At 39.0% G+C, this 8,303-nt stretch carries 1 protein-coding gene and 3 pseudogenes; all 4 read left to right on the forward strand.

The annotated features are described in order from the left end of the window. Nucleotides 1–179: 179 nt before the first annotated feature. Nucleotides 180–1,013, forward strand: coding sequence for a NosD domain-containing protein (locus tag ACFIMC_RS05050; RefSeq protein ID WP_375672041.1), 834 nt, complete (start codon nt 180–182; stop codon nt 1,011–1,013). A 59-nt stretch (nt 1,014–1,072) separates the two neighbouring features. Further along, nucleotides 1,073–1,435 (forward strand): annotated as a pseudogene (locus ACFIMC_RS10330) (right-handed parallel beta-helix repeat-containing protein); the annotation flags it as partial. A gap of 1,875 nt (nt 1,436–3,310) precedes the next feature. Then, nucleotides 3,311–5,440, forward strand: a pseudogene (locus tag ACFIMC_RS10335) (autotransporter outer membrane beta-barrel domain-containing protein); the annotation flags it as partial. Between the two features lie 637 nt (nt 5,441–6,077). Further along, nucleotides 6,078–8,303, forward strand: a pseudogene (locus ACFIMC_RS05060) (autotransporter outer membrane beta-barrel domain-containing protein); the annotation flags it as partial.

Consider the following 8,303-nt stretch of genomic DNA (forward strand, 5'->3'; position numbering starts at 1 on the left):
AAATACATTTTGTATTAGAGATAATTAATATCAATTATTTTTTAATTTTGACAAAAAACCAAAAATGTCTTACCAAATAAAGACAATTACTGAAATTAATAACAACTATCCATTTTCACTTCTTCTTATGAAATTCGCGGGGAAATGAATATTTGGGGGCTCTCATAAGGAGAATACTAGTGTATAAAACATCCCTTTTATCATGCACGGCTACAGCCGCTATCATCCTGTTCAATATCCAGTTCAGTGCACATGCTGAAACCCTCGTAGTTTCTGAGGGAAAACAACAAGAAGTATCCGATAAAACCTACGAAACTATTCACGCAAAAGACGGTGGCAAAATCATTGGAAAACATTTAACCATTGTTACGAATAAAGACACGGATATTTATGCTGTAACAGCTGACGGTCTTGGCAGTGCGATTACATTACTGCAAGACACAGCCATTAAAGGAACTGATTTTGACATTCGTCTTGGTCTTAATGCAAAAGATGGTGCTACAATCAAAATGACTGGAGGCATTATTACGGTTTCTGAAATTGGCGCTTTCTTCGAAAACAGTATGAATGATAAAAATAAGCTGGAAGGTGTAACAATATCAAGCGGTAAAGATGGCCACTTCATGGACAAGGGAATAAATGCCGACAACAAAAGCAAAGTTACTTTAGAAAACGTAACAGTTACGCAAGCAAACACCAGTATATTTGCAAATGATCATTCTGAAGTAACGATTTTAGGAGGAGAATTTGATGGAGAACTCAAAGGAATATCTGCTACGGAAGGCAGCGCTATTACTTTAACCTATAGTGAATTAGCCGATAATAAAAAAGGCAGTGTTCAAGTTACATCATCTCATGGTGACGGACTCTATGCAAATGGTGCACAATCCACAATCACAATGATAGGAGGATCAGTCACTGGAGAAAATACAGCATTACTTGCAGAAAATGGCGGACATATTGACGTCACAGATGTTACTTTAAAAAAGATGGCACCGGAATCGGTGCAATAGCTAATGATGTTGAAAGCACAATTGAACTACACGGAAATACGGTAATTAATGACGCTGTAATTGGGCTTTATGCAACAAACGGTAGCACAATCACAATGACTGGAGGAACCATTACGGCTTTTGAAACTGGTGCGTTCTTCAATGAGAGTAAAAGCGATAAAAACAAATTAGAAAATGTAACCATTACTTATGCAAATACCAGCATAAGTGATCAAGACAAGCTAGAAAGTGTGAAAACATCGGACAATGAATTAGACCCTGGATGGGAAAGTGAATTAGAAAATGAAAAAGAAGAGTTTTTATACACAGGAATAACGGCCTTTGCCGGAAGTCATCTCACTTTAGAAAATGTAACCATTACGCACGCAGACACCAGCATATCGGCAGAAGATGGTTCACAAGTAACGATATTAGGAGGAGCATTTGATGGAGAACACACAGGGCTATACGTAATGAACGGCAGCTTCATTACTTTAGCCAATAGTAAAGAAGGCAGCGTTCAAGTTACATCATCTGATGGTGATGGACTCTATGCAGACGGTTTATTCTCTACAATCATAATGATGGGAGGGACAGTGACTGCGGGAAATAGAGCATTATTTGTACAAAAAGGTGGATATATTAAGGTCACAGATGTTGCTCTAACAACGATGGACGGAAACGGATACGGGGCAGCTTCCACCGATCCTTACAGCTTTATTGAATTGGATGGAGAGACAACGATTACTAATGCTATAAATGGACTTGATGCGGAAAACAGTGGTGTCATCATAATGACGGGAGGAGCTGTAACTGCAAAAAGCGCAGCATTGTTTACCATGAACGGTGGATATATTAAGATCACAGATGTTGCTCTAACAACGATGGACGGAAACGGATACGGTGCAGCTTCCACCGATCCTGAAAGCTTAATTGAATTGGATGGGAAGACAACAATTAATAATGCTCTCATCGGACTTTATACAGAAAATAGTGGTACTATCACAATGGCGGATGGAACTGTAACTGGGAAAAGCGCGGCAGTACTTACAAAAAGCGGTGGACATATTAAGGTCACAGATATTGCTCTAACAACAATGGATGGCAACGGATACGGTGCAGCTACCAGCGATCCTAACAGCTTGATTGAATTGCATGGAAAGACAACAATTAATAATGCTTTCATCGGACTTTATACAGAAAATAGTGGTACTATCACAATGGCGGATGGAACTGTAACCGCAACAAACATGGCACTGTTTGCAGCAAACGGTGGACATATTAAGGTCACAGATGTTGCTCTAACAACAATGGATGGCAACGGATACGGTGCAGCTACCACTGATCCTGACAGCTTGATTGAATTATATGGAAAGACAATAATTGATAATGCTTTCATCGGGCTTAATACAGAAAATAGTGGTACTATCACAATGGCGGGTGGAACTGTAACCGCAACAAACATGGCATTGCTTGCAAAAAGCGGAGGACATATTAAGCTCACAGATGTTGCTCTAACAACGATGTATGGCAACGGATACGGAGCAGCTACCTCCGATCCTGAAAGCTTGATTGAATTGCATGGAAAGACAACGATTAATAATGCTTTCATCGGACTTTATACAGAAAATAGTGGTACTATCACAATGGCAGATGGAACTGTAACCGCAACAAACATGGCATTGCTTGCAAAAAGCGGGGGACATATTAAGCTCACAGATGTTGCTCTAACAACGATGTATGGTAACGGATACGGAGCAGCTACCTCCGATCCTGAAAGCTTGATTGAATTGCATGGAAAGACAACGATTAATAATGCTTTCATCGGGCTCAATGCAGAAAACAGTGGTGCAATCACAATGACGGGAGGAACTGTAACCGCTGCAAACATGGCATTGCTTGCAAAAAGCGGTGGGCATATTAAAGTCACAGATGTTGCTCTAACAACAATAAATGGTAACTATGGCGCAGCTACCACCGATCCTGATAGCTTGATCGAATTGCATGGAAAGACAACAATTAATAATGCTTTCATCGGGCTTAATGCAGAAAATAGTGGTGCAATCACAATGACGGGAGGAACTGTAACCGCTGCAAACATGGCAGTGTTTGCAAAAAACGGTGGGCATATTAAGGTCACAGATGTTGCTCTAACAACGATGTATGGTAACGGATACGGTGCAGCTACCACCGATCCTAATAGCTTGATTGAATTGTATGGGAAGACAACTATTGATAATGCTGTAACCGGACTTGATGCAGAAAATAGTGGCACAATCATAATGACTGGGGGAACAGTAACTGCGACAACCATGGCATTGTTCGCAATGAATGGTGGACATATTAAGGTCACAGACGTTGCTCTAACAACAATGGATGGCAACGGATACGGTGCAGCTGCCAGTAATCCTTACAGCTTAATTGAATTGCATGGAAATACAGCGATTAGCAATACTTTCATCGGACTTTATGCAGAAAACGGTGGCACAATTAAAATGAATGGAGGGACCGTAGCAGCAAAAGGATCAGCATTTGTTGTAAAAAATAGCGGATATATTGATGTAACAAATGTTTCTGCAACAGCAGAAAACAGTGGCATAATATTTGATAAATCCGAGGACGATAACGCCTTAGAAATCAACTTGACAAATACAAAGATTCGCACTGAAAATAGTATTGGAATTAACGCAGACCAATCAATCGGTATAGCCAATCTCAAAAATTCAGAAATCAGTGCCGATATTTTATTAGCAGCAAAAGCTTCAACTAAAGAAAGTAATTTTGCTTTTACATTAAATGCTAATCACTCGGTATTAAAGGGAAGAGCAAAAATTGCAGAAAACAGAACCGTACGCTTTGATTTGACAAACAAGACAACATGGATATTGAAAACCAGTACAAAAGAAACCGATGATGACGGAAAACTGCTTGCTATTGCTCAAAGGTCACGTTCTGATATTTCTGTGCTCAATCTTAATGATAGTTCTATTGTTTTTAATAGACCGGTAGAAGATCATTATCATACATTGCATGTAGGATCTGGAATACCAACCATTCTAGCAGTCTATAATGCCTTTGGTGAGGCAGAAATTCATTTCAACGCTATATGGAGTGATGGTGTTGCAATAGATGCACAAAAAACCGATAGGCTTCTCATTCACGGTGATGTAGCAGGCACCACAACAGTTTATGTCAAAAGTGTTTCAGGGGATAAAGAGAGCGTAGAGAATGCTTCTACTCCTTCAAATATAGGTGGACTTTCACTTATTCAAGTTTCTGGAGAAGCAAAAGAAGACTCCTTTAAATTGAAAAATGGCTATACCACCATAGGAGGAACTCCTTATAAATATACGCTAACTGCCTATGGACCAGTCTCAAGCTATGGCAAAGCCAATGCTAACCAAAACTTATTCGATGAAAAGGATAAAGATTTCTGGGATTTCCGTTTGCAGCCTGAATTTTTTGACACCGATTCAAAAGTAAGAGCAGTTGTACCACAAATGGCAAGCTATTTGGTTATGCCAAATGCCCTCTTTTATACTGGATTGGCCGATATGGCCAAGCAAAATGCACTTTTAGCCAATATGAGAACAACAGTCTTGGGAGAGCAGAAAAATCTAAAAAACAGTTTTTTCCTCTCTACCTATGGGGGTACAGGAACCTTATCCTCGAAACGCGGTCCCCTTAAATATGGTTATGGTGCTGATATTCGCTACGCCGCTATACAAGGTGGGGTTGCATTGACTACGTTAGAAGGGCACAGCACTACTACACATCTTGGTCTTTTAGGCACCTATGGGCGGCTGTCTTTCACTCCAAAAGAGATGCAGGATGCAAGTAAAAGCACTTTAGATAAATGGTCTCTCACTGCCTATAGTAGCGTACAGCATGACAGTGGTTTCTATATGGATACACTTTTATCCTATGGAATAATAAAGAGCGATATCACCAATGCTATCATTGGTAAAACCGCGAAATTGAACAATGTAAAAATGTTGAGTATTTCCACCACCGTTGGCAAACAATTTTCTACCGGAATGGAAGGTTTAACATTTGAGCCCCAAATACAACTTGCTTATCAACATTTGATGTTTGATACCATTGAAGATGCTGATAATTTTACCGTTGATATGAAAAATCCTTCTCAATGGTTGATCCGTGTTGGTGGACGTTTGACAAAAACCATTATGACCACTGAAAATGGTCCTGCCATTTCCTTCTATGGAAAAGCAAACTTGATCAAAACCTTTGGTGATGATGGTACCATCCAGATTGGCAGAGATTTTGACCTTGATCCCATGGGAACAGCAATTGAAGGCGGCGTTGGCATCAATGCACAACTGTCTCACAATTTCTCTCTTTACGGTGATGTAAGCTATCGACAAAAGCTTCAGAAAACTGGTATAAGTGGTGCAAGCTTTTCAGGTGGCATACGCTATCAGTTTTAAATCAAGGCTGTAAAAATAGCCTATTCATTCTATTCAATTTAATAAAAAGGGCAGCACAATATGCTGCCCTTTTTGTACATTAAAGTCATCCTTTTTCCTTTTAAAGCACCCTCCCCTCTTTATACTTAGTTCTTTACGAAAATCTCCAAGACAAGACACAACAAACGCAACAGAGCACTTCCATCCCCAGTGGATGAAGAGTACTTCCTACTTTGAAAAAAAGAGAAGTCTATTAGAAATAAATTAATACCACTGTATTGAAAGATGAAAAACCACTTTAAGCCCAAGTAAGTTAGCTTTTTTACTAGCTTCTTCTACATCCTTTTTTTCCCTCATAACCCCAATTTGCGTCATATAATAATCCCTACCATCACGTAAAAACCACTATATCAGTATCTCACAATATTTCTCTGAATAATAATATTCAAAATTATAATTCTTTAAATAAAATCAATTATAAATACATTTTGTATTAGAGATAATTAATATCAATTATTTTTTAATTTTGACAAAAAACCAAAAATGTCTTACCAAATAAAAACAATTACTGAAAGTAATAACAACTATCCATTTTCACTTCTTCTTATGAAGTTCGCGGGGAAATGAATATTTTGGGGCTCTCATAAGGAGAATACTAGTGTATAAAACATCCCTTTTATCATGTACGGCTGCAGCCGCTATTATCCTGTTCAACATCCAGTTCAGTGCACATGCTGAAACCCTCGTAGTTTCTGAGGGAAAACAACAAGAAGTATCCGATAAAACCTACGAAACTATTCACGCAAAAGACGGTGGCAAAATCATTGGAAAACATTTAACCATTGTTACGAATAAAGATATAAACCAAGGCACAAACCAAACCGTCTATGCTGTAACAGCAGAAGGTGCTGACAGTGCGATTGAGTTACTGGATGGCACAACCATTAAAGGCACTAGTTCTGGTATTTTCTTAGGCCTTGAAGCCAAAGACGGTGCTACACTTCAAATGACTAAGGGAACAATTACATATTCTGGAATGGAGGCCTCCTCATCTGGCATTTTATCTAGCACTGGTGCTTCCTTTTCTGACAGTAAGAGTAAAAAAAACAAGCTGGAAGACGTAGTAATATCGAGTGAAAACGATAACAGTTCACTATCCTTAGGAATAAGTGCTAAAAACAGCACAGTAACCTTGAACAATGTAACCGTAACTCAAGCACTAAAAGGCATATTTGCAGATGATCACTCGACAATAACAATCTCTGGAGGATCACTCGATGGGGAAACTGATGGGGTATATGCTGGAAACGGCAGCATCATTACTTTAAACAACAATGTTACAGTCGCATCATCTAAGGGTAATGCACTCCATGCAGATGGTATAGAATCCAAGATCACAATGAAAGGAGGGACTGTCATAGGAGGAAATTTGAATGGACATGAAGACGCATTATTTACAGAAAATGGTGGACGTATTGAAATTACGGATGTTACTCTAACAACCGATAACTTCGGAAACGGTGCAAATGCCCATGGCTTTGGAAGCATAATTGAATTAAAAGGCAAAACAAGCATTGAAAAAGTTAGAGACGGACTGAGAGCAGAAAAAGGTGGTAAAATCACCAGCGAAGATTTAACAATAACTGCTTATGAAAACCAAGAATACGGCACTTCTGGTATAATAGCCATTGATCCCAATAGTGAAATTCAATTAAAGGGGCATACAACCTTTGAAAAAGTTTCGTACGGTCTTGGAGCCTTTAATGGTGGTAAAATTACCAGCGGAGATTTAACAATAGTCGGTGGTAAAGCAATTAATGACAACCCCAATGAAGCACGATCTGGTGTATGGACATCGGGCTCTGGGAGTGAAATTCAGTTAACTGGCAAAACAACCATTCAAAATTTTGATGAAGGTCTTTATGCAGATGATGGGAGTAAAATCATTACCGGAGATTTAACAATAATCGGTGGTGAGTCCGAAGCAGAAACCGTTGGTGTAAGCACTTGGGAGGCTGATAGTATAGTTGAATTAAATGGCAAAACAACTATTCAAAATGTTGGTATTGGTCTCGCTACTGGTGAAGATGGCACAATTAAGATGGTTAATGGCGCTATTGATACTAATTCTAAAGGCCTAGATACCCAATCCGATACTCCTCAGAAGGGGAAGAAAAATACAATAGAAGCAAAAATGGCTGCACTGGTTGTAATAAATGGCGGACATATTGATCTGACAGATGTTTCTGCCACAGCAGAAGTTGCCAGTTTACAATTCGCAACTTTCTTTGATAATAATCCGAATAGCTCGCATGATCCGCAAAAATATCATAGTAATGAGATCAATCTGACTAATGCAGAGCTTCATGCTGAAAATGGTACAGGAATTTTCGTTAGAACTGTTGTTGAAAAAAGCATCGAAGATGCTGCTGCTCCATCAATCGGCACAGTCAATCTTAAAAAATCAGAAGTCCATGCTGACGTATTATTAGGAGATGGTATTTTTTGGGACAAAACATCATGGAAAGATAAAGATTTGTGGGATGGTAAAGAGGTTAAAACGATCTCCAACGGCACCTTCACATTAAGCGCAGATCAGTCTATTTTAGAGGGCAGAGCAAATATTGCTAAAGACAGAAATGTGCACTTTGATCTGAAAAACGATACAAAATGGACGTTGAAAATCAGCAAAAATGAAAAAGATGATGATGGCAATCTCCTTGATATCGCTCAAAGATCTCGTTCTGATGTTTCTGTGCTTAATCTCGATAACAGCTCCATTATCTTTAATGGACCAACAGACGATCACTACCAAACATTGCATATAGGTTCTGGTAAACCAGACACGCAAGAAGTCTACAATGCAACGGATGATGCGAAGATT

This window comes from Bartonella sp. AP21QHHD, assembly GCF_042196205.1.
Taxonomy (GTDB): domain Bacteria; phylum Pseudomonadota; class Alphaproteobacteria; order Rhizobiales; family Rhizobiaceae; genus Bartonella.